Origin of the sequence: Enterobacter cloacae complex sp. I2 (genome assembly GCF_014896205.1) — a bacterium.
Classification (GTDB): Bacteria; Pseudomonadota; Gammaproteobacteria; order Enterobacterales; family Enterobacteriaceae; genus Enterobacter; species Enterobacter quasihormaechei.
Genome location: NZ_JADBRA010000008.1, coordinates 1 through 22068 on the forward strand (window position 1 = coordinate 1; position 22068 = coordinate 22068).

The following is a 22068-nucleotide window of genomic DNA, read 5'->3' on the forward strand; positions in this document are numbered from 1 at the left end:
ATGTAGAATAATGTTGAAATCATATAAACAGATGATATTGAGATCAAGGATGTGAATATTGCTGAGTATTCATAACTGAGTCCCAGACTCTTAAATAGATCAAAAGCAACTTGTGTTATCACGTAGAATACTGGAATTTGTATCAGATACGCAGAATACGATACCTTACCAAGATATAATGATACTCTATTCGTAACTGTACATTGAGCAACACCTGATTTCACGACAGCAAAAACAATCAAAACGCCTGAAATCATATTCGATAAGTAATATGGATTGGACTTTCCTCCTGGAGCTTTGAATGACATAAGTTCATATATTATGCTATAGGAGTTACTTTTGTTATGGAAGCCTGCAAAATATAGGCCCGCTATTAATGCAAGATAGCCTGTTAACTTTGAAGGCTTAATGTCGGCATGATATATGGCCGAACCAATCAAAAAACATGCATAGCTGGCACCAATCTTATCTGGCGAAATACAAATCATTAATAATGCACCGGTAAAGAGAACCACTTCTTTGTATTTCACTTTAACTATCAAAGGTGTCATGCAGAATACTATTAATGAACCAAAAAACTCAACTTGCATTGTCCATATAATAATATTATATGACCTGTCGCAGAATAACACGGCTGATACCAATCCATTATAAATCGCGCCTGGTAAATCATGGCCTTTTACGTCCAAAACTCCACCAATCCATGAGAGAGTATTAAATCCGTCTGGGGTGGCAATCATTACGAAATAGCACAGCAATACAGAACCAAGAGTTGGAAGCATTAATCTTGGATATCTTGACATCGTCATCTTTAGGCAGTTATTTAAGATATCGCCATTTCTGCAACATGCAAAACTGAGAATATATCCGCTAAGCACAAAAAAGATGAAGACAGCAGCCGTTCCGGAGTAGAAGAATGCAAAAGGGGAGTGGTATATATAATACTCAACCTGCGAGTGCTGCTCAGAAATTCTTCCAGTATAGACATATGGGAAAAAAATCAGTGACAGATGTGAAAGTAGAACCATCAAGCATGCTACACCTCTAACTCCATCAACAGAGTCAATTTTTTCTTTCATTTTCGCTAAACCTGTGACTAAGCATAATCTTATTGATTTTGTGCGTATAATGGCACATAAAACACATTAAGTCAGCGCCTTGTATACGTTATTGTGACGAAGATTTATACAACTAAAACGTTTGACATGGCCAACCTAAACAGAATGGGAATCACTCTTATCCCCGGGAAACGCGTAATTTACTGAGCAAAGTTTGTACGTCACTCTGCTGATTTAGCAGCTGAGTTTAAGTTAATTAAAGAAAAACAATTATTATTTAATACATGTAAAATGTAAGTAATACAGGCACGTAGCGGTATCGATCTTAACTTCTTTTAGTCTGGAAATCTTTCTATTGATTATTGTAGTTTATAAAAGCACTGTGCGTGCATACAGTGTGTTTGAGAGGGGTTACGCAATGCACTGTAAACATTCCTAACGTCTTTAGAATCAATTCAGTCGAATTTATAAGTTATCGCTATCTAAGTACGAACAGCTTCATATCAAAGCTTCAAATTTTTGATTGGTATTTCACTCGGGAAGAGGCGAATTCATGTATTTAGCGAGGCTAGCTTTGCTTCGCTGACAAAGTGACCGAAGGTAGCGACAAACGTTAATGGATCCTACCAACATTGGGAGGGGGCGATGAAAGGATTTCCTCTGTTGTCGATGGTCTTCGTTGAGTGTTAGATATCAGCAGAGGTTTATTGCAACTCAAGTGTTGTCAGTAGGGTGCGTGAAAATGATGTTGGGTAAGCAGCGATTGAGTCTTTTACGACAAAGACGAGACGTTTTGATGATCTTCTTGTGCAACTGCCATATAACTGTAAGGGTACATATTATAGATGATGGCATATCGTATGCGACGCATCGACTCTACCCCGACGTCCCTGTCGGAGAGTGCGCCATTATTGCCCGGTAACGGCAGCCGCGGCGACCGGATGGTCAGCGTTGGCCACCACGGTTGCGCGGGCGACGGGATGATAATCACCACCTGTTGCGGCTGCGACAGCGACAGGATGGTCGGCAGAAACCACCGCGGTGGTACGGGCGACGGGATGGCTGCCTTCACCGGTGGCTGCCGCGACGGCAACAGGGTGATCGGCAGAGGCGACGGCGGTGGCGCGTGCTACCGGATGGTTCGCATAGGCAGAGAACGATGCAGTAGTGAAAGCCAGCGCGAGAATGATTTTTTTCATGAGGTAACTCCTGTCGTTTTTTCCTGAATGACCAGGGGAGACATTAATCTGAATAATGCTGATAAAGAATCGTGAGCTGATATCGCTTCGTCTGAGGCAATGTTACGGACAGCGTAGCTGGAAATGTCGCTATTGATAATAGAAATGACTCTGTCTACAGGGTTTATTTTGTTTGATTTTAAATTCTCGTTTTTAATTTAAAATTAAATTTTGACCTTGAATAAGCATATTTGGCTAAAGAGGATGCATTTGCGCCAGGCAGAATGGTGATACCTTTAATGAAGAATAATGGGTTAAAAATGAAAAAACACTTACTCATCGCGTTGAGCTTCCTGGCTTTCACCAGCCCGGCGATCCACGCCGGTACCCGAGCGCTGGTGGAATATGGCACCGTTCAGCAGAGCCAAATCATTACACATACGCGTGAGGGCTATCATCCACTGCGTACGCTGGTCGCGGGTACGATTGGTGGCGTCGTTGGGCACCAGTTCGGTAATGGCAAAGGGAACACCGCGATGACGGTGGCTGGCGCTACGGCCGGGGCGGTGGCGTCACATAAACAGCAGTCCAGCGAGCTGGCCGTGCAGAAAGTGAAGCTGCTCATCAAGATCCAAACCGGCCAAACCATTCAGGTAGTTCAGCCTAATAATGGCCTGGCGTTCAACCCCGGCGATAAAGTTCGCATTCTCACAACAGGATCGAATACGACCGTTGATAAATCCTATTAAGGACATTATCAGCAATGTCGTGGTGTTTACGTCTGCTATAAAAATAGCGATGCTCGATATCTGAATATTCAGGACGATATTTTTCCCGTAACGTTAAGCGACCCCGCGTTCAGAGGGTTTATAAAAGTCTTTCGCATACCGATGTCCGCATCGGTGTTCCTGTTGGAGCTAGCCTGCTACGGGAACAACGCCTGAGTGCAAAAAAATCAGGCGGCATCACAAAATCAGCCAGAGAAACTGTCAGAGGTAAATGGCATTTTTGCCGTTCCTCTACCATGCTCATTACACCTCACCGTTTCGCGTGGGGCCTTTTCGTAGTTGCTCATTAATCTCAAGGAAAAAGGTTATGAAAAAAACGACTGCTATTTTGTTGGGCACCGCGTTTCTGTTTACCACCAACGCCTTTGCGGCTGAAATGATGACAAAAAACGAATTCGAAAAAGTTGAATCGCAGTACGAAAAAATCGGTACCGTGAGCACCGCTAACGAAGTCTCTGTCGATGATGCGAAAAAAGAGCTGGTCGAGAAAGCCGATAAAGAAGGCGCTGATGTGCTGGTGCTGACCTCCGGTAACACCAACAACAAAATTCACGGCACCGCCGATATCTACAAGAAAAAATAATACCTGAGCAGCCACCCCCGTACGCGGGGTGGCTGTGCGTCACGCTTTCTCCCGCCTGCATACCCTCCCGTTTTACTTTCACCGTTTACACAGAAAGAAACGCGCGTTTACGCTTGATAACGCATGGATAATACGTATAGTTCTCATTTGCATTTCTCTCAATAAATTCTAAGGCCCGACAACGGGTCATTTTTGCGCGCACGTTAAACGAGTTAACTATGAACAACACCACAATGCACAAAACGCTGCTGGCGATTGCCATTGGCGCGGTTACCCACTCCGCCCTTGCGGCGGATGAAAAAAAAGAAGACACCATCGTTGTCCAGTCCACCGCGGGGAGTGATTTCAAACCCGGCGGTGATCAGCTGGTGCCCGCCTTCCTTGACGGGCAGGTGGCCAACGGTGGACGTATGGGGATGCTCGGTCAGCAGAACGCCATGGACGTGCCGTTCAACATCATCAGCTACACCTCGAAGCTGGTGGAAGATCAGCAGGCAAAAACCATTGCTGACGTAGTCGCGAACGACGCGGGCGTGCAGTTTGTGCAGGGTTACGGCAACAGCGCGGAAACCTTCCGCATTCGCGGCCTGAAGTTTGACGGCGACGACATGACCTTCGGTGGCCTCTCCGGCGTGTTGCCGCGTCAGGTGGTGGATGCCCAGATGGTTGACCGCATTGAGATCTTCAAAGGGGCCAACGCCCTGATGAACGGCGCAGCAAGCTCGGGCGTGGGCGGAATGATCAACCTTGAGCCTAAACACGCGGGCGACACCCCGCAGGCGAAAGTGGGCGTGGACTACACCTCGGATTCCCAGATTGGCACCACGCTGGATGCGGGGCGTCGCTTTGGTGATAGCGACCAGTTCGGCGCGCGCGTGAACCTCGTGCATCGTGAAGGCGAAACCGGCGTACCGAACGACCGCCGCCGCACCACGCTGCTCTCCACCGGCCTGGACTACAAAGGCGACCGTTTCCGCACCTCGCTGGACCTCGGCTATCAGAAGAAAACCTTCCACGGCAGCCCGACCAGCGTCAACATCTCGGCGGTGGATTTCGTGCCTGAACCGCCGAAAAACGATCGCAACTTCTCGCAGAAGTGGGCCTACAGCGATATCGAAAACGAGTTCGGGATGTGGCGCAGCGAGTATGACATCACCGACAGCTGGACCGCCTATACCGGCCTCGGCGCGCAGCACGCGCACGAAGAAGGGATCTACAGCGCGCCGAAGCTGGTGGACAAGAGCGGTAACGCAACGGTCAGCCGTCTCGACACCAACCGCATCAGCGATTCCGTCAGCGGGATGGCGGGCATTCGCGGTAACTTCACTACCGGCTTCGTATCGCACAAGGTCAACGTCGGCTATTCTGCGATGACTAAAAACGAAAAGATTGCGTGGAAAATGTCGGCAGCGGCGGATAATCCGACCACCAACATCTATCACAACACCGGCGTGGCTATGCCGGACAGCACCAACTTCAGCGGCTCAGGCGGCAAATACAGCGATCCGCTGACCAGCGGGCGCACCCGTACCCAGGGCTGGCTGCTGAGCGATACCCTGGGCGTGCTGGATGATAAATTGCTGTTCACCGCCGGCGCGCGCCATCAGAAGGTGGTTATTCGCGGGTACAACAAAATCACCGGCGCGGAAAACGACGCGGACGGTTTCGACGGCAGCCGCTGGATGCCAACCTACGGCGTGGTCTACAAACCGTGGGAGGAAATCTCCCTTTACGCTAACCATACCGAAGCGTTACAGCCCGGTGAAACCGCACCTAACACCGCCACCAACTACGGCCAGAGCACCGGTATCGTTCACTCTAAGCAGAATGAAGTGGGCGTGAAGGCAGACTTTGGCCGCGTGGGCGGCTCCCTGGCGCTGTTTGAAATCAAAATGCCGTCGGCGATCCTCGACGACAGCGGACACTTTGGCCTGGACGCTGAACAGCGCAACCGTGGCGTGGAGCTGAACGTCTTCGGCGAGCCCATGCTGGGGATGCGTCTGAATGCCAGCGCCACCTGGCTTCAGGCCGAGCTGACCAAAACCAAAAACGGCGTGAATCAGGGGAACGATGCGATCGGTATTCCGAACTTCTACGCCGTGCTGGGCGCGGAGTACGATATCAGGCCGATTGAGGGGCTGACGGCCACCGCGCGCGTTAACCACTCCGGCACGCAGTATGCCGATCTCGCGAACAGCAAAAAGCTGGACAGCTACACCACGCTGGATCTGGGCATGCGCTATCGCTTCGCGGTAAACCACAATGAAAACCAGATGACGGTGCGCGCAGGCATCGACAACGTGACCAACGAAAACTACTGGTCAAGCGTGGACGATTCCGGTACCTACATCACTCAGGGCGAGCCGCGAACCTTTAAGGTCTCGGTGGGCTACGAGTTCTAAGCGTTCCACCTCGTTATCCGGGGCAGGGACGCCCCAATCCCTTCGTCATCGTGTTATAAAATTGTAACAAAAGCTTCTTACACTGGTCGCCAACTCTTTTACCTCTTGGCCAATGACAGGAAGCCGCTATGGGCAGACCCCTCAAATCCGTTTTCAAAAAAGAACATCAAGACGATATCAGTAACCGCAGCGCTAACCCGGTATTTTCCGAGGTTGCGGAGATGTTCCTCTCCCGCCGCCGTTTTCTCCAGATGGGGGCCGTTGCGGGGGCCGCCGTATCATTTCCGTTTCTGATCAAACCTGAGAACGCCATTGCCGCGGTCTCAAAACCGTCCGCGCTGGCAAAAGCGGTGTCGCTTGGGTTTACCAGCATCTCTGTTTCCACCGAAGATACGGTCAGGGTGCCGGAAGGCTATATTGCCCGCCCGTTCTATCGCTGGGGCGATCCGACGGGTCTTAAAGACAACATGCCGGCCTTTAAGCCGGACGCCAGCAACACCACGGACGAACAGGCCGCGCAGGCGGGCATGCATCACGACGGCATGGCGTGGTTTAGCCTGCCGCAGGGGGGGCAAAGCCCGGAGCATGGCCTGCTGGCGATGAACCATGAATATATCGACAACGGGATGCTGTTTACCGACGGTACGGCGAACTGGAGCCTCGACAAAGCCCGCAAGGGGCAGAACGCGATGGGCGTGTCGGTGGTGGAAGTGAAAAAAGCGGGCAGCGGCTGGGAGGTGGTTCGTCCGTCTTCGTTCGCGCGCCGTATTACCGTCAATACGCCGATGCAGCTTACCGGTCCGGCGCGGCATCAGGACCTAATGAAAACCGCCGCCGACCCGCAGGGGGAGCGCGTGCTGGGCACCATGCAAAACTGCGCTAACGGCCATACGCCGTGGGGCACCTACCTCACCTGCGAGGAGAACTGGTCGGATATTTTTGTGAAAAAAGCCGATCTCAATCCGCTGGAAAAACGCTACGGCATCAGCGACAGCGATGAGTCCTACCGCTGGAACGAAGTGGATGACCGGTTCAGCGTCGATAAAACGCCTAACGAACCTAACCGTTTCGGCTGGGTCGTGGAGATCGATCCTTACGACCCATCCTCCACACCACGCAAGCACACCGCGCTCGGACGCTTCAAGCATGAGGGGGCTGCCGTCACGCTCGCCGCCGATAATCGCGTAGTGGTCTATATGGGTGACGATCAGAAGTTCGAGTACATCTATAAGTTTGTCTCCGACAAAAAATACGATCCCGCGAACCGGGAAGCCAGTATGCAGCTGCTCACGTCCGGCACGCTGTACGTCGCCAGGTTCAACGAGGACGGTAGCGGCGACTGGCTGCCGCTGATCTTCGGGCAAAACGGCCTGGATAAAAGCAAAGGGTTTGAAAGCCAGGGCGATCTGCTGATTAAAACCCGCCTGGCGGCCGACGCGGTGGGCGCGACGAAGATGGATCGTCCCGAGTGGATCGCCGTCGATCCGCACGCCAGCGGCAGCGTCTACTGTACGCTCACCAACAACAGCGATCGCGGGAAAGAGGGGAAAGCGCCGGTGGATGCCGCCAACCCGCGCGCCAACAACGTGTTTGGGCATATTATGCACTGGCACGAAGACGGGGCCGATCCTGCTGCCGCACGCTTTAAGTGGGATATTCTGGTCATGGCCGGGCGTACCGATGGCGACGATCCGAAGGCCAAAGGCTCCATGCAGGGCGCGGATTTTGGCAGCCCCGACGGCCTGTCGTTCGATCACCAGGGCGTGCTGTGGATCCAGACCGACGTCTCCTCCAGCACCATTAATAAGAAAGCGTACGAGGGGATGGGCAATAACCAGATGGTGGCGACCATTCCGGGCACCAACGAGTATCGCCGTTTCCTGACCGGGCCGCGCGGGTGTGAGATCACCGGCATTGCGTTTACGCCGGACAACCGCACGCTGTTTATCAACATTCAGCATCCGGGGGAGGGCGGGGATGATATTACCGACCCGGCCAATCCTCGCGCCGTCTCTGACTGGCCGGACGCCAGCCCGAACGGACGACCGCGATCGTCCACGGTGGTGATCGTGAAAGCGGACGGCGGGATCATCGGCTCGTGACGTTTACGCGCCGGGCGCATGCGCTGGCCCGGCGTTAAGCTTGCTACCACCAGCATGAAGTGTTAAAACGTGCCCCTTCTAAAAAAGAGACAGGGGTAGGGCGTGAAAGACGCGTCATCCGCTTCAGGCCATGGTAGCGCTGAAGCTTCGTCGGATCAGAATCCGACGCTGCAACGTGGTTTGCAAAATCGACATATTCAGTTAATTGCCCTCGGCGGCGCAATCGGTACCGGGCTGTTTCTCGGCATCGGCCCCGCCATTCAGATGGCCGGCCCGGCGGTTCTGCTGGGTTACGGCATCGCCGGGATCATCGCCTTCCTGATCATGCGCCAGCTCGGCGAGATGGTCGTTGAAGAGCCGGTGTCCGGCTCCTTCGCGCACTTTGCCTATAAATACTGGGGCCCGTTCGCAGGCTTCCTCTCCGGCTGGAACTACTGGGTGATGTTCGTGCTGGTGGGCATGGCAGAGCTGACCGCCGCCGGCATCTACATGCAGTACTGGCTGCCGGACGTGCCCACGTGGATCTGGGCGGCGGCCTTCTTCATCATTATTAACGCCGTTAACCTTGTGAACGTGCGCCTGTATGGTGAGACCGAGTTCTGGTTTGCGCTGATTAAGGTGCTGGCAATTATCGGCATGATCGGCTTTGGCCTGTGGCTGCTGTTCTCCGGCCACGGCGGCGAGCGAGCCACTATCGACAACCTGTGGCAGCACGGCGGCTTCCTGGCGACCGGCTGGAAAGGGCTTATCCTCTCGCTGGCGGTCATCATGTTCTCCTTTGGCGGTCTGGAGCTGATTGGCATTACCGCGGCTGAAGCGCGCGACCCGCACAAAAGCATCCCGAAAGCGGTCAACCAGGTGGTGTACCGTATTCTGCTGTTCTACATCGGCTCGCTGGTGGTGCTGCTGGCGCTCTACCCGTGGGTGGAAGTGAAGTCCGACAGCAGCCCGTTCGTGATGATTTTCCATGACCTGAACAGCAACGTGGTGGCTTCGGCGCTGAACTTCGTCATTCTGGTGGCCTCTTTGTCGGTGTACAACAGCGGGGTCTACTCCAACAGCCGTATGCTGTTTGGCCTTTCCGTACAGGGCAACGCACCGAAATTCCTTACCCGCGTCAGCCGTCGCGGCGTACCGGTCAATTCGCTGTTTCTTTCTGGCGCTATCACCTCGCTGGTGGTGCTGATCAACTACCTGCTGCCGAAAGAGGCCTTTGGCCTGCTGATGGCACTGGTTGTGGCAACGCTGCTGCTGAACTGGATCATGATCTGCCTCGCACACCTGCGTTTCCGCGCGGCGATGCGCCGTAAGGGACGCGAGACGCAGTTCAAAGCGCTGCTCTATCCGGCGGGGAACTACCTCTGTATCGCGTTCCTGGCGTTGATTCTGGTGCTGATGTGCACCATGGATGAGATGCGACTTTCAGCAATGCTGCTGCCGGTGTGGGTGGTGTTCCTGTTTGTTGCCTTTAAGCTTTCACGCAAAAAGTAGCGCGGTTTTCACCCTCTTCCTGTGGGAGAGGGCCGGGGTGAGGGCACCAGACCGCACCCAACCAGACCGCACCCGCCTTCACGCCCGGTGGCGCTTCGCTTACCGGGCCTACATGTCCGGGGACGTTATTTTGTAGGCCGGGTAAGGCGCAGCCGTCACCCGGCACCCCCTTCACCTTTATCGTGACCCTTCTCCCAATTCTGTTTCGATCAACAGGATCTTTAAATTGTAATCGATTACTTTTCATATGAACCGTTTTGTAATCGATTACTTTTACCGGATGAGGCTTATCATGGTGTCAACTGACGGTAGTGAAAAGGCGATAACACAGCACCGGCTGCTGGTGCCGCGGCTGTCGCTGATGATGTTTCTGCAATTTTTTATCTGGGGTAGCTGGTCGGTCACGCTCGGCCTGGTGATGACCCAGTACAACATGTCTCTGCTGATTGGCGATGCGTTCTCCGCCGGGCCCATCGCCTCCATTCTCTCGCCGTTCGTGCTCGGCATGCTGGTGGACCGCTTCTTCGCCTCGCAGAAGGTGATGGCGGTGATGCACCTCGCGGGCGCGGCGATCCTTTTGTTCGTGCCGGGAGCGCTAATTGCCGGGAACGGCGCGCTGCTGATTGGCCTGCTGTTTGGCTACACGCTCTGCTACATGCCGACGCTGGCGCTGACCAACAACATCGCGTTTCACAGCCTGGCCAACGTGGATAAAACCTTCCCGGTGGTGCGCGTATTCGGCACCATCGGCTGGATCGTGGCGGGCATTTTCATCGGCGTCACCGGCGTGGCGTCCAGCGTCACCATCTTTCAGGTGGCGGCGGCCAGCTCCGTGCTGCTGGCGCTTTACAGCCTGACGCTGCCGCACACGCCTGCGCCCGCGAAAGGCCTGCCGGTGAAGGTGCGGGATCTCTTCTGCGCGGATGCGTTCGCGCTGCTCAAAACCCGCCACTTTTTCGTCTTCTCCGTCTGCGCGATGCTGATCTCCGTTCCGCTCGGCACCTATTACGCCTACACCGCCTCGTATCTGGCGGATGCGGGAATTGCCGACGTCAGCACCGCCATGTCCTTCGGGCAGATGTCCGAGATCGTCTTCATGCTGGTCATTCCGCTGCTGTTCCGCCGTCTGGGGGTGAAGGTCATGCTGCTGATCGGCATGCTGGCGTGGTTCGTGCGCTACGCCATGTTCGCGCTGGGCGTCAGCGAGGAAGGGCGCATTCTGCTGTATCTCGGCATTCTGCTGCACGGCGTCTGCTACGATTTCTTCTTTGTCGTCGGCTTTATCTACACCGACCGGGTGGCAGGCGAAAAGGTCAAAGGCCAGGCCCAGAGCATGATCGTGATGTTCACCTACGGCATCGGCATGCTGCTCGGCTCGCAGATTTCCGGCGCGCTCTATAACCGCCTGGTGGCAGGGCAAACCGTGCCGCAGGCGTGGGTAACATTCTGGTGGATCCCGGCGGTGGCGGCCGCGGCGATCGCGCTGATTTTCCTTCTCACGTTTAAGTATGACGATGATAAGGCGTAACGTTCAGGAGGTGGTATGAGGACGATGAAAGGACCCGGCATTTTTCTGTCGCAGTTTATTAGCGAGAAGGCGCCGTTCAACACCCTTGACGGGCTGGCCGGATGGGCGGCTGCGAAGGGCTACAAAGCAGTGCAGATCCCCTGCAACCATCCGCACATCTTTGACGTGGAGAAAGCCGCAGAGAGCCAGGCCTACTGCGATGACATCGCCGCTACGCTGGCCGCGCACGGGCTGGTTATCAGCGAGCTGTCTACCCATCTGGAAGGGCAGCTCGTGGCGGTGAACCCCGCCTACAGCGACGCGTTTGACCACTTCGCGCCCGCATCAGTGCGCGGTAACGATGCTGCGCGTCGGGCGTGGGCCACGGAGAAGCTGAAGCAGGGGGCGGTCGCCTCGGCCAGATTAGGCCTGAAAGCGCACGCGACCTTCTCCGGCTCGCTGGCGTGGCCGTTTTTCTATCCGTGGCCGCCGCACAACGAGCAGCGTTTTCAGGAGGCGTTCCAGGCGCTGGCGGATCGCTGGCGGCCAATTCTGGATGCCTTCGACGAACAGGGCGTGGACGTCTGTTTTGAGCTGCATCCGGGGGAAGATCTGCACGACGGCGTCACCTTCGAGCGTTTTCTGGCGCTGGTAGACAACCATCCGCGCTGCAACATTCTCTACGATCCAAGCCATATGCTGCTCCAGCAGATGGACTATCTGGCCTTTATCGACATCTTCCATGCGCGTATTAAAGCGTTCCACGTGAAGGATGCCGAGTTCCGCCCCAGCGGGCGCAGCGGCATGTACGGCGGCTACCAGCCGTGGATCAACCGCGCCGGACGCTTCCGCTCGCCCGGCGACGGGCAGATCGACTTCAAAGGCATTTTCAGCAAGCTGACCCAGTACGACTATGACGGCTGGGCGGTGCTGGAGTGGGAGTGCTGCATGAAGGATGGTGATACCGGGGCGAGTGAAGGCAGCGAGTTTATCCGCCGCCACATCATTCCCGTTTCCGGACGGGCGTTTGACGATTTTGCCGCAGGGGGCAGCCATGATTAACGTCGGGATCGTCGGCAGCGGGTTTATTGGCCCGGCACATATCGAGGCGCTCAGGCGCCTCGGGTTTGTCCAGGTGGTCGCGCTGTGCGACGGCTCGCTCGTTAAGGCGCAGGAAAAGGCGCGCCTGCTGAACGTACCGCACGCGTATGGCAGCGTTGGGGCGCTGCTCGCGCACCCTGATTTGCACGTGGTGCACAACTGCACGCCGAACCACCTGCACGCACAGATTAATCGCCAGATCCTGTGCGCGGGCAAGCACGTGTTTTCCGAAAAGCCGCTGTGCATGACGCCTGAGGAGGCGCGCGAGCTGGTGGCGCTGGCGGAGCAGGCGGGCGTGGTGCACGGCGTGAGCTTCGTCTATCGCCAGTTTGCGATGGTGCGCCAGGCGGCGAGCATGATGCGCCCGGGCAGCCTCGGGCGGATTTTTGCCTCACACGGCAGCTACCTCCAGGACTGGATGCTGCTGGAAACCGACTACAACTGGCGGGTGGATGCCGCGCTCGGCGGCGCATCGCGGGCGGTGGCGGATATCGGCTCCCACTGGTGCGATACGGTGCAGTATGTGACCGGCAGGCGCATTACCGAGGTGATGGCTGATTTATCCATCGTCTGGCCGACGCGCAAGGCCAGCGCGGGCGGTCATCAGACCTTCTCCCATGACGAGCAGGCGGAGTATGAAGACAAACCGGTCACGACCGAAGACTTCGGCTCGGTACTGTTCCGCTTTGACGATGGCAGCAAAGGCAGCTTTAGCGTCTCGCAGGTGAGCGCGGGGCGAAAAAACCGTCTGACCTTTGAAATTAACGGCAGCGAGCGGTCGGTGGCATGGGATCAGGAGATCCCGCAGCAGCTGTGGATCGGCCATCGCGACCGGGCAAACCAGACGCTCACCGACGATCCGGGCCTGATGAACCCTGACGTGGCCGACAGCGCCCACTTCCCCGGTGGGCATATTGAAGGCTGGCCGGATGCTTTTAAGAATATGATGGCGCAGTTTTACCGTGCCGTGCAGGCCGGTGTAATGCCTGAGGCGGCGCAGTTTGCCACCTTCCACGATGGCGCAAACGTGATGTATATCATTGATGCTATTGTGAAAAGCCATCAGCAGCAGCGCTGGGTGCGCGTGGAACGCTGACGCATTGCCCGGTTCGCCGGGCAACAAATTTATGATAGCCTGCACAAAACGCTAACCGCAGGATGTATCGTCGCTATGTCAATTCAGAAAATCGCTCAGCTGGCCGGGGTTTCCGTGGCAACGGTCTCCCGCGTGCTGAACAACAGCGATACCGTGAAGGCGAAAAACCGCGAGCGCGTTTTGCAGGCGATCCAGGAGAGTAACTATCAGCCCAATCTGCTGGCGCGTCAGCTGCGCACCGCCCGCAGCTATATGATCCTGGTGATGGTCTCGAACATCGCCAACCCGTTCTGCGCCGAAGTGGTGAAGGGCATCGAAGCCGAGGCGGAAAAGAACGGCTATCGCATTCTGCTCTGCAACTCCGGCTCGGACATTGAGCGCTCCCGCTCGGGCTTAAGCCTGCTGTCGGGCAAAATCGTCGACGGCATCATTACCATGGATGCATTTTCAAAACTGCCGGAACTGGCGGCGCTGATTGGTGCTGCGCCGTGGGTGCAGTGCGCCGAATACGCGGACGCGGGGGCGGTTTCCTGCGTGGGGATAAACGATGTCGATGCCTCCCAGCACGTTGTCAGCCAGCTGGCCGACGGGGGGCGCAAGCGTATCGCGCTGATCAACCACGACCTCAGCTACAAATATGCCCGCCTGCGCGAGCGCGGCTATAAGAGCGTGATCCACCTGCGGGGTCTGGACTATCAGGCGGTGGAGTACGCCAGTGAGCTCAGCTCCAGATCGGGCATGGCGGCGATGCAAAACCTGTTAAAAGAAAATCCGCCAGATGCGGTATTTGCTGTTTCCGATACGCTGGCGGCGGGCGCGTTGCGCGCCATTCAGCAGGCAGGTCTGCGGGTGCCGGAGGATATTGCCGTGGTCGGCTTTGACGGTACGGAGCTGGCGGACATGATTTCACTTACCACCATCGAACAGCCGTCGCGGGATATCGGGCGCAAGGCGGTCAATCTTCTTTTAAACAGAATCGACAACCCGGATGCGCCCACGGAAAGGGTGATGATGGGCTGGCGCTTTATTTCCCGCGCCAGCGCCTGATTATCTGGCAATAACCCCTGCCAGCGAGCGAATATCGTTTCCGGTCGGTGACTGATGAATACGCAGGCCAAACTCATCCACTACCGCGAAAATATGGTCGAAGATATCGGCCTGAATATCTTCGTATTCCGCCCAGATGACCGTATTGGTAAAGGCATATATTTCAATCGGCAGCCCGTTGGCATCCGGCGCCAGCTGGCGCACCATCAGCGTCATATCTTTACGAATACGCGGATGGTTACGCAGATATTCATTCAGGTAGGCGCGGAAGGTGCCGATATTGGTCATCTTGCGCAGGTTTAATACCGATTCTCCTTCGCCGTTTTGCTGATTCCACAGGTTAATTTCCTCATGGCGCGCGGCCAGATAGGGCTTCAACAGTTTCGCCTGAATCAGCTTCTGCTGCTCCTGCTCGTCAAGAAAATGAATGCTGGTGGTGTCGATATTCAGGCTGCGCTTAATGCGGCGGCCGCCGGAGGCAGACATGCCGCTCCAGTTGATGAACGCGTCGGAGACCAGCGCCCAGGTCGGGATGGTGGTAATGGTGTTGTCGAAGTTGCGCACCTTAACGGTGGTCAGGCCGATATCCGTCACCGTGCCGTTGGCGCCGTATTTCGGCATTTCCAGCCAGTCACCGAGCTTGAGCATGTCGTTGGCGGAGAGCTGAATGCCGGCCACTAAGCCCAGGATCGGATCTTTGAATACCAACATCAGAACGGCAGCCATCGCACCCAGGCCGCTTATCAGAATGGCGGGAGACTGGCCGATCAGCAGGGAGATAATTAAGATCCCCACCAGAATGGCGCTCACTAGCTTGATGCCCTGGAATATCCCCTTCAGCGGCAGCTGCGACGCGGTGGCCATTTTCTGCGACAGATTGAATATGACGTCCAGCAGCGAGAAGAAAGAGAGCAGGGCATATACCATCACCCACAGCTTTGCGCAGGTGGTGAGCATTTCCGCTGCTTCGCTGCCTTTTTGCAGCCACAGTACAGCCTGAACGTTGACGATTATCCCCTGAAGGGTAAACGCCAGACGGTGAAATAATTTGTTCTGAGTGATGATCTGCAACCATAAATGGCTGCTGGCCTGCGCGCGTTTCTCGAAGGCGCGCAGCACCACTTTGTGCAGAATAAAATGAACAATGATGGCGGTAAGAAAAATAATACCAAAGATAATCACTAAAGAGGTGGTGTGATTAATTTCAATCCCTAACTCTTCAACCTGAGCAATTAATTCCTGCATAACGTCTCCTGTATTGATGCAGCCCCATAATGGCGGCTGCGGATCTATTATGCAAATTCAGGCTGTTTTATTTTGTCGTCGGGCAGGCCTTGACGACCGGTAAACTCAGGCGATGGCGCATGCGCAGCGTGGCCAGCGCCAGCACCACCATCATGACCGTTTCCACCATCAGAAAGACGTTGACCGCCTGGGTGTAATCGCCGTGATGAGTGTGCAGCCCGTGCAGCAAAATTGCGCCAAAAATGGCCGGGCCAAGCCCCAGCGCAGCTTGTTGCAGGGTGCTTAAAATCGCGCTCGCGGCCCCTGCGTCGTCAGGCTGGATATCGCGCATCCCGATGCGGTAGAAGCTGTTCACAATCAGCGCCTGCCCGTAACCCACCAGCCCGGTAGCCGGGGCCAGCGTCAGCGCGGTATTGTGCATTCCCCAGTGGCGAAACGTGGCGATCAGCGCCACCAGGCCGACAAGCTGAATCGCAAGCCCGGTCAGCAGGATGGCGCTGGTGCTGTAGCGGGCAATCAGGCGTGGTGCGAACCAGGCAGAGATAAAATAGGTCACACCAAGCGCGATAAAGCTGTTCCCGGACTGCCACGGCGCCATCCCCAGACCGCTTTGCATGGTCAGCGCCATGCAGAACATAAACCCGGACCAGACGCTGAAAAAGAGCATTCCAATCAGCACGCCAAAGCGAATGCTGCGCAGCTGCAACAGGCGCGGCGCAATCAGCGGGTGGGCATCCTCGCGCTCTTTTTTGCGTGCGTTCAGCACCATTAACCCGGCCAGCGGCACAATCGCCATCAGCGCGGCCTTCAGCGGCCAGGACCAGTGCCACTGCGGGCCGAGCGCCATCGGGAACAGCAGGCAGCACAGTATCGCCGTCAGCAGGACGGTTCCGGTCCAGTCAATGCGCGACGGCGTGTCGCGGCGGGTTTCCGGGACGTAGCGACGGCTTAACGCCAGCACCACCAGACAAATCGGCACGTTGATAAAGAAGGCGTTGCGCCAGCCCAGCCCGGCGATGTCCGCCGACACCAGCCAGCCGCCACCCATCTGGCCGACGATAAACGCAATCCCGCCGATACCCCCGAACAGGCTGATCGCTTTGGCGTGTGCCGTCCCTTTTAACGTGACATGCAGCGTCGCAAGAATTTGCGGCATGATAAGCGCGGCGCCTGCACCCTGAATAATGCGCGCGGCAAGCAGCTGTTCAATATTGCCCGCCATGCCGCACAGCAGCGAGGCCAGGCCAAAACTCGCCACGCCCCACATAAACAGACGACGGCGGCCAAGGTTATCGCCCAGCTTGCTGCCGGGAGCAAGGCAGACGGCGAAGGCCACGCCGTAGAGGGCGACAATCAGCTCCAGTTCGGTAGCAGTGGCGTGTAACGACTGGGTGATGGAATCCAGCGCCACGTTGGTGATTGAGGTATCAATCAGCGGCAGCATCTGGCCGGTTAACAGCAATATCAGGCCCGCACGACCCGGTGAAACAACTGACGTATTCATGGTGACTCCATTGCGTCAAACAGCGTAGAGTCGTAGCATCAACCATCTGATAAACGGGTACCAGTTCTTGCTTATACTGGTACTGGCACTACCATGCAGGAGATTTTATGGCGCTGATGTCTGAACCTGTCACCTCTCTCCAGGATGACACCCGCAAGCAGCTGGGCGCCTTTATACGTGCCCGGCGTGAAAGCCTTGACCCGCAACGCCTCGGCTTACCGCGTAGCGGCCGCCGCCGCACGCCGGGCCTGCGCCGCGAGGAGGTGGCGATGCTCGCGGACGTCGGCGTCACCTGGTACACCTGGCTGGAACAGGGCAGGGACGTCAACCCGTCCAGCGCGGTGATGGCCGCCATCGCAAAAGCGCTGCAATGCACCCCGACCGAAGCCCGACATCTTTTTGTGCTCGCCGGTTTGCCGCCGGGTGAAGCCCCGCAGGCGGTCTGCTGCGAGGGGATCAGCGAAGGCACGCGTCGCCTGCTGGATACGCTGATGCCAAAACCCGCCAGCATTCAGAAACCGAATTTCGATATCGTGGCCTGGAACGACAGCTTCGGGCATCTGATGGGCGTCGATTTCAACGCCATACCGCCGGAAGATCGCAACTGTATTTATCTCTTCCTCACCCATCCGGCGTGGCGCGCGCGGCTCGGCAAACGTGACGACGTGCTGCCGATTTTCGTCTCCTATTTCCGCGCGGCAATGGCCGAACACCGGGGCGACCCGCTCTGGGAAGCGAAGCTGGCGCGTTTTTTTGCGGTTTCCGAGGAGTTCAAAACCCTGTGGCACCAGCGCAACGACGTGCGCGGCGTGGAGAATCAGCTCAAGCTGTTTACCCATCCTGAACTGGGGGATTTCCATCTCCAGCAGATGTACTGGTACTCCGCGCCGCGAAACGGATCGCGGTTGCTGGTGTATCTCCCGATAGACGAGGCGGGAGAGCGGGCGATGGCGTGGCTGGCCGGGCAGGGGAATTAAGTTTTTTGCGAGGCGCTTTCAGGGAATCAATGCGTGACTTAGCCTTTAATGCAAATTGCCTTATATGCTAATATCAGGGGCCTCTTTCTGCCGTCGGGAGTACAGGCGAAGCTGATCCGCCAGCTTGATAAATTATTCGCTAACCCGACGGCGATGGGAATATTTATTAAGAAGACGCAAAAAACGCTCTCTGCTGAACTTCGTCTGGCACTGAAGCGACAACAGGAGATGTTAGATGAGCAAGAAGATTATTGACTGGGATGAACTCAGGGCTGAACTGTTAAGCGATTCAGAGGTTCAGGCTTCCTTTGATGCAGAAGAGCGCAAGGAGCGTTTGCAGGAGATGCTGGCGCAATGGCGCAGTCATGCTGGCCTGACGCGCGCCCAGGTGGCGGAGCGGATGGGCGTCAGCGCACCAACGGTATCAAGAATGGAAGCGAATATTACCCGGGCGAGTCTCGATACATTAACGCGTTATGCGATGGTGTGTGGGGTGAAGCATCCGCAGATTACGCTCTATTAATAAATTGCACGCCGGAATCCGGCGTGCAAGAAGCGATCAGCACTCGGTTACAATCGTGCTCAGCGGCAGACGAGACTTCGGCAGCGTGGCGTTGAAATCTTCCACGCTGTGGTGCCCGACCGGGACCACCACCAGGCTGGTGAAGCCTTTCTCTTTGAGGCCAAACTCTTCATCAAGAATAGCCGCGTCAAAGCCTTCAATCGGCACCGCGTCCAGGCCCATTGCGGCCACGCCCAGCAGGAAGTTACCGACGTTCAGGTAAACCTGCTTCGCCATCCACTGGTCGTCATCTTTCAGATCCACGCGGTGCATGTCGGCAAAGTAGCAGCGGCCCTTGTGGTTCGCGGCTTTGGCTTCCGGCGTGTTGAAACGGCCATCGGCTTCTTCCTGATCGACAACGCGCTCAAGCCAGGCATCGTCCATCGCGGTTTTCGCGCAGAACACCACTACGTGAGAGGCATCCAGCATTTTGCGTTCGTTGAACACGTAAGTGCCCGCCGCGGATTTTGCCACGCGCGCTTTACCCTCTTCAGTGCTGGCAACAATAAAGTGCCACGGCTGGGAGTTGGTGCTGGACGGGCTGTATTGCAGCAGCGTTTTGATTTTTTCCGCTTCTTCTGCGGTCAGTTTTTTAGCGGGGTCGAACGCCTTGGTTGAGTGGCGTTTCAGGGCGACAGAAATAATATCCATAACAACTCCTGGTGATGAAATTCGCCCGTAGGCGGGCGTGGAAGGAAAGCAGATTACCGCGCGAAGCGGGAAAAGATAAGTGCGATTCGAGCGCTTATACTGTTCGCCTCAGGCGAACAATCAGGTCGGGCGTATCCGCTTCTGGTCTTTTTTCGGCAGTTTGTCGACGACCAGGTTCCACGAGTCCGTAATCAGGTCGGTGACCAGCTCAGGCGTAACGTCGTCGGTGCCGTACACGGAAATCCAGTGCTTCTTGTTGAGATGGTAGCCGGGCTCCACGCCACGGTAGATCTGCTGATTGAGCAGCGATGTTTCCGGATCGGACTTCAGGCTGACGTGGGGCCGACCGCGTACGGTCGCCATCAGCATGAAAATTTTCCCGCCCACCTTAAACACGTCATACTCCGGCCCAAACGGCCAGCAATGTTCGGTGAAGGGCATCTCCAGTGCGACGCGTTTTGCGTGCGCCTGCAAGGTTTTACCGTCCATTGTTATCCTCCTCAGCAAGCCCGCGCCACATAGCCTCAAAGCCCAGCGCTTTAAAATCGACGGCACGGGACGGATCGCGGGTAGCAAACTCCATGGTGGTTTCCGCCAGCGATAAGAACATGGCATCACCGAAGGTCTTAAACTCGTCAGACATAAATACCTGGCGAATCGAACGGCGGCACAGTTCATGCAGCTCAGGGAACATGTCTTTCACCGCCTGCTCCGTTTCCGCGTTCAGCTTTTCACTGACGCCGATCTGGCGAATAGCCGCATGCGCCACGGGGTTACGAATACCCCAGTCCACATAGCTGTTCCAGATATTGCGGGTGTGCTCTTTCGGCAGGGTGATGGTGCGATCGAGGTTCGCCAGCATGGTCTGGCAAAGATCCTGCTTCAGATGCAGGTAGAGGGCATTCAGCAGATCGTCTTTGGTAGCAAAGTAGCGAAACAGCGTCCCTTCAGCGACGCCCGCATTACGGGCAATTAACGCCGTTGAGGCGGCAATACCTGACTGCGCAAATGCAGCGGTTGCTGCTTCCAGTAAGGCCTGTTTTTTATCTTCACTCTTCGGACGTGCCACTAAATTTTTCCTCCCGTCAATTGTAAAAGCCCTGATTGAAACACGTGCTTTGTTACGCTGCAACGCGGAATGTCAAAGATCGAAAACCTTCTTGACGGCGTAAGCATCCTATCTATAATGAGTGCTTACTCACTCATAATCAAGTGTCACCCGCGCAAACCATCGGAAGGGGCGCGTTGGCGGGTCAGGAAATGAAAAAGCCTCTATTCATCTGCGTGGTGTTAGTCATGATTATTGCTTCAGCGGCGAGTTTACCGTTTGTACTGAATGCCGGATTTGGTCAGCCGCCGCAGGGTGCGCAGCTCTCTGAAGTGGAAGCTTCCCCGCACTATCGCGACGGGCAATTCCACAACACGCTTCCTACGCCGGGCTTTACCGGGCAACAAAATATGCTGGTGGCGTGGTGGCAGTTCCTTACCCGTAAAACCGAAAACGCCCGTCCTGCTCAGCCGCTGCCGCTGGTGAAAACCGAACTGGCCAGCCTGTCGCCTGAACAGGACACGCTGGTGTGGCTCGGCCACTCCTCCTGGTATATGCAGCTGGCGGGAAAACGCATCCTGATCGATCCGGTTCTGGGGAATTACGCCGCGCCGTTCTCCTTCCTCAATAAAGCGTTTGCGGGGGAGTACCCGTGGAACGCACAGAGCATGCCGGAGATCGACCTGCTGATTATCTCTCACGATCACTATGACCATCTGGATTACGCCACCATCAGGGCGCTGCTGCCGAAGGTGAAGCGCGTGGTCACGCCGCTCGGCGTGGGCTCACACCTGCGCTACTGGGGCATGAACCCGGACATAATTGACGAGCGGGACTGGAATCAGTCTGTACACATCAGCGATGCGCTGACGGTTCACGTGCTGCCCGCACGCCACTTTTCCGGGCGCGGCATTAAGCGTAACCAGACCCTGTGGGGCAGCTTTATGTTTGTCACCCCGGAGCGGAAGGTTTACTACAGCGGAGACTCCGGTTACGGCCCGCACTTCAAAGCGATTGGCGAGCAGTTTGGCGGCGTTGACTTAGCCATCATGGAAAACGGCCAGTACGACCAGGACTGGAAGTACATCCATATGCATCCGGCAGAAACGGCGCAGGCCTCGGCAGATCTCAATGCTAAAGCGATCGTACCGGGCCATAACGGGCGTTTTGTGCTGGCGAAACATACCTGGAACGATCCGCTGATCCAGCTGGCGAAAGCCAGTAAGGATAAAAACTACCGGCTGCTGACGCCGGAGCTGGGCGAGCCTGTCCGGGTGAGTGATTCCACGCAAAAATTTCGCGAGTGGTGGGAATAATGTTTAAGCGAGAATCAGAGGGGGAGAGCAGTATGACGATTTCCGCTCAGGTCATTGATACGATTGTCGAATGGATCGATGACAACCTGCATCAGCCGTTACGTATTGAAGAGATTGCCCGCCACGCGGGTTACTCAAAGTGGCATTTACAGCGGCTGTTTATGCAATACAAAGGCGAAAGTCTGGGGCGCTATATCCGTGAACGCAAGCTGCTGATGGCGGCGCGCGACCTGCGTGAATCAAACGAACGCGTGTACGACATCTGCCTGCGCTACGGCTTTGACTCGCAGCAGACGTTTACGCGCATTTTCACCCGCACCTTCAACCAGCCGCCCGGCGCGTACCGCAAAGAGAATCACAGCCAGACACATTAAATTTGACGGCATGTAGGCCGGGTAAGGCGTAGCCGCCA

The 22068-nt window shown here is 55.9% G+C and carries 21 protein-coding genes; 14 read left to right on the forward strand and 7 right to left on the reverse strand.

Annotated elements, in window-relative coordinates:
* Together IM300_RS08435 and IM300_RS08440 are read right to left on the reverse strand one after the other, a co-directional pair.
* A partial coding sequence (locus IM300_RS08435; protein ID WP_193036117.1) for an acyltransferase occupies window positions 1–1079 on the reverse strand: 1079 nt, incomplete at its 3' end.
* Window positions 1080–1966: 887 nt separating this feature from the next.
* Entirely contained in the window at window positions 1967–2257 is a 291-nt protein-coding gene (locus IM300_RS08440) for a hypothetical protein (RefSeq protein ID WP_063868948.1), read from the reverse strand.
* Between the two features lie 299 nt (window positions 2258–2556).
* Here IM300_RS08440 and IM300_RS08445 point away from each other — a divergent pair, with 299 nt between their 5' ends.
* The 9 genes from IM300_RS08445 (at window position 2557) to IM300_RS08485 (ending at window position 14353) form a co-directional block, all read left to right on the forward strand.
* Window positions 2557–2985 carry a glycine zipper 2TM domain-containing protein gene (locus IM300_RS08445; RefSeq protein ID WP_193036119.1) on the forward strand — a complete coding sequence of 143 codons (429 nt, stop codon included), beginning with the start codon at window positions 2557–2559 and terminating at the stop codon, window positions 2983–2985.
* A 346-nt stretch (window positions 2986–3331) separates the two neighbouring features.
* A complete protein-coding gene (yahO, locus tag IM300_RS08450; RefSeq protein WP_022647318.1) occupies window positions 3332–3607 on the forward strand; it encodes a DUF1471 family periplasmic protein YahO in 276 nt (91 codons plus the stop codon).
* A gap of 218 nt (window positions 3608–3825) precedes the next feature.
* Entirely contained in the window at window positions 3826–6009 is a 2184-nt protein-coding gene (locus IM300_RS08455) for a TonB-dependent siderophore receptor (protein WP_193036121.1), read from the forward strand.
* A gap of 128 nt (window positions 6010–6137) precedes the next feature.
* Window positions 6138–8111 carry a PhoX family phosphatase gene (locus tag IM300_RS08460; RefSeq protein WP_193036123.1) on the forward strand — a complete coding sequence of 658 codons (1974 nt, stop codon included), beginning with the start codon at window positions 6138–6140 and terminating at the stop codon, window positions 8109–8111.
* A 102-nt stretch (window positions 8112–8213) separates the two neighbouring features.
* Window positions 8214–9602 (forward strand): phenylalanine transporter, encoded by a 1389-nt coding sequence (gene pheP, locus IM300_RS08465; protein ID WP_193032706.1) that lies wholly within the window; start codon window positions 8214–8216, stop codon window positions 9600–9602.
* 292 nt (window positions 9603–9894) lie between these two features.
* Window positions 9895–11130 carry an MFS transporter gene (locus tag IM300_RS08470; protein WP_107535655.1) on the forward strand — a complete coding sequence of 412 codons (1236 nt, stop codon included), beginning with the start codon at window positions 9895–9897 and terminating at the stop codon, window positions 11128–11130.
* Window positions 11131–11145: 15 nt separating this feature from the next.
* Complete coding sequence (locus tag IM300_RS08475) at window positions 11146–12171, forward strand: sugar phosphate isomerase/epimerase (RefSeq protein WP_193036125.1); 1026 nt, start codon at window positions 11146–11148, stop codon at window positions 12169–12171.
* Window positions 12164–13306 carry a Gfo/Idh/MocA family protein gene (locus IM300_RS08480; RefSeq protein WP_193036127.1) on the forward strand — a complete coding sequence of 381 codons (1143 nt, stop codon included), beginning with the start codon at window positions 12164–12166 and terminating at the stop codon, window positions 13304–13306. Before IM300_RS08475 ends, IM300_RS08480 begins: the two co-directional genes overlap by 8 nt.
* Before the next feature lie 75 nt (window positions 13307–13381).
* Window positions 13382–14353 (forward strand): LacI family DNA-binding transcriptional regulator, encoded by a 972-nt coding sequence (locus IM300_RS08485; RefSeq protein WP_193036129.1) that lies wholly within the window; start codon window positions 13382–13384, stop codon window positions 14351–14353.
* On the opposite strand, the gene IM300_RS08490 is transcribed toward IM300_RS08485, so the two are convergent.
* Window positions 14354–15598 carry a mechanosensitive ion channel family protein gene (locus IM300_RS08490; protein WP_022647326.1) on the reverse strand — a complete coding sequence of 415 codons (1245 nt, stop codon included), beginning with the start codon at window positions 15596–15598 and terminating at the stop codon, window positions 14354–14356.
* A gap of 67 nt (window positions 15599–15665) precedes the next feature.
* Window positions 15666–17102 carry an MFS transporter gene (locus IM300_RS08495; protein ID WP_193036131.1) on the reverse strand — a complete coding sequence of 479 codons (1437 nt, stop codon included), beginning with the start codon at window positions 17100–17102 and terminating at the stop codon, window positions 15666–15668.
* A 107-nt stretch (window positions 17103–17209) separates the two neighbouring features.
* Between IM300_RS08495 and IM300_RS08500 the strand changes: the two genes are divergently transcribed.
* The 3 genes from IM300_RS08500 to IM300_RS08510 are packed head-to-tail and all read left to right on the forward strand — an operon-like array spanning window position 17210 to window position 18602.
* Window positions 17210–18079: a helix-turn-helix transcriptional regulator gene (locus IM300_RS08500; protein WP_193036133.1), complete on the forward strand. Its 870-nt coding sequence runs from the start codon at window positions 17210–17212 to the stop codon at window positions 18077–18079.
* 48 nt (window positions 18080–18127) lie between these two features.
* Window positions 18128–18334 carry a hypothetical protein gene (locus tag IM300_RS08505; protein WP_193036134.1) on the forward strand — a complete coding sequence of 69 codons (207 nt, stop codon included), beginning with the start codon at window positions 18128–18130 and terminating at the stop codon, window positions 18332–18334.
* Complete coding sequence (locus IM300_RS08510) at window positions 18315–18602, forward strand: helix-turn-helix transcriptional regulator (protein ID WP_107534852.1); 288 nt, start codon at window positions 18315–18317, stop codon at window positions 18600–18602. Before IM300_RS08505 ends, IM300_RS08510 begins: the two co-directional genes overlap by 20 nt.
* A gap of 36 nt (window positions 18603–18638) precedes the next feature.
* Here the strand turns inward: IM300_RS08510 and nfsB are convergent, their stop codons facing one another.
* The 3 genes from nfsB to IM300_RS08525 all read right to left on the reverse strand — a co-directional run bounded on the left by nfsB (window position 18639) and on the right by IM300_RS08525 (window position 20361).
* Complete coding sequence (nfsB, locus tag IM300_RS08515; RefSeq protein WP_023324270.1) at window positions 18639–19292, reverse strand: oxygen-insensitive NAD(P)H nitroreductase; 654 nt, start codon at window positions 19290–19292, stop codon at window positions 18639–18641.
* A 120-nt stretch (window positions 19293–19412) separates the two neighbouring features.
* On the reverse strand, window positions 19413–19781 hold the full coding sequence (locus tag IM300_RS08520; RefSeq protein WP_131636123.1) for an MmcQ/YjbR family DNA-binding protein: 369 nt from the start codon (window positions 19779–19781) through the stop codon (window positions 19413–19415).
* On the reverse strand, window positions 19771–20361 hold the full coding sequence (locus IM300_RS08525; protein WP_193036136.1) for a TetR/AcrR family transcriptional regulator: 591 nt from the start codon (window positions 20359–20361) through the stop codon (window positions 19771–19773). The genes IM300_RS08520 and IM300_RS08525 overlap by 11 nt, the downstream gene beginning before the upstream one ends.
* Before the next feature lie 191 nt (window positions 20362–20552).
* Between IM300_RS08525 and IM300_RS08530 the strand changes: the two genes are divergently transcribed.
* On the forward strand, window positions 20553–21656 hold the full coding sequence (locus tag IM300_RS08530) for a RomA family MBL fold metallo-hydrolase (RefSeq protein ID WP_193036138.1): 1104 nt from the start codon (window positions 20553–20555) through the stop codon (window positions 21654–21656).
* Window positions 21657–21688: 32 nt separating this feature from the next.
* Entirely contained in the window at window positions 21689–22030 is a 342-nt protein-coding gene (locus IM300_RS08535) for a RamA family antibiotic efflux transcriptional regulator (RefSeq protein WP_063451551.1), read from the forward strand.
* Window positions 22031–22068: the final 38 nt, after the last annotated feature.